This window comes from Polaromonas sp. P1_E1_2, assembly GCF_056406035.1.
This window is the reverse complement of record NZ_JBFUAZ010000923.1, coordinates 1-1,068: the sequence shown is the minus strand read 5'-3', so window position 1 is coordinate 1,068 and position 1,068 is coordinate 1. Positions and strand designations below refer to the sequence as shown.

At 51.4% G+C, this 1,068-nt stretch carries 2 protein-coding genes; both read right to left on the bottom strand.

The features are described from left to right. The coding region (locus AC1D1P_RS24130) for a hypothetical protein (protein WP_477674761.1) at positions 1-217 on the bottom strand (217 nt) is incomplete at its 3' end. 3 nt (positions 218-220) lie between these two features. Continuing rightward, positions 221-1,068, bottom strand: an 848-nt coding sequence (locus tag AC1D1P_RS24125; RefSeq protein ID WP_477674760.1) for a hypothetical protein, incomplete at its 5' end; no start/stop codon positions are given.

The window sequence follows — 1,068 nt, the reverse complement described above, 5'->3', positions numbered from 1 at the left end:
GAACTGCGTCGAGTACATCGAGGTCGTAACTCTTGAACAATCGCTCTTTCGTGGAGTCATTCAAGTTGACCTCTGCGATACGGCTTTTTGCCCGTTCCAATCGAAGTTCCCGGAGCTGTTCAACGTCACGACTGTCAAGTCTTTCCCCTAGCTGAATTTCTTGAGCAGTACCGTGCCCTGCCCAGAGCACCAGACTGAATAGAATTACTGCTTTCACGGGCTACTCGACTTTCTTCTTGAGAAGTGCGTCGTACTGCTGTTTAAGCGTTTCTACTTCGATCTGCTTCTGGAGCAGGGCTTTCTCTTTTGTAAGCGGGTCACCCGCCGAAGCCTTCGCCAGGTCAAGTTCATTTTGTTTGGTCGTTAGAGCAATCTGGGAATCGATGGCATTGATCTGATTCTGCTGCTCTTTCTTTTGCCTTTCATCAGTGGCCGCTGCTTTAGCTTTCAAGGTATCGACGCGCAGTTGCATTAAATCTGCAAGGGATTTGGCCGTATCCGATGCAGCAGCGGCCCCCCGCTCAGCCCTCGCGGCCGCTTTGAAGCTCAACTCACTCATTGATCCGTCTTCGTTGAAAGAAGCATTTACCGAGTTGTTATCAAATGGCTCGTTTTTCAACCACACCAAGCCTTTGGCGCCAAATTGAGGCAGGCTTACAGAGTTTGCTGAATAAAATTTGACGCCATTTTGGGTTTTATCACCTACGAAAACATAGCCCGTCGATGGCAGCAGGTAAACAACCCCTGCGTACTCAGCGTCCTTCACGCCTGCCACGACGTCAGTGGCTGCACCGGCTTTTCGAGCTCTTTCGGGAACTTGCACACATATCTCTGCAGAAAAAAGCTTTCCATCCGCCGGTTTGGCCGTGTCGGGTGCGAAGCTGGATGTCGCGAGCCTGGTCCAGTATTCCGCTTGACTAGAGGAGAATTCCTGGCAGACTTTCTCGCCATTGGACTGCCGAGGGGACCAGCCTACATACCTGGCTGTCGTAGTCAAGTCCTCCGTGAGAGAAGCCAGACGAGCCTGAAGAACCAGATTCTTTGCTTTTCGACCGTCCACAGTTGCCA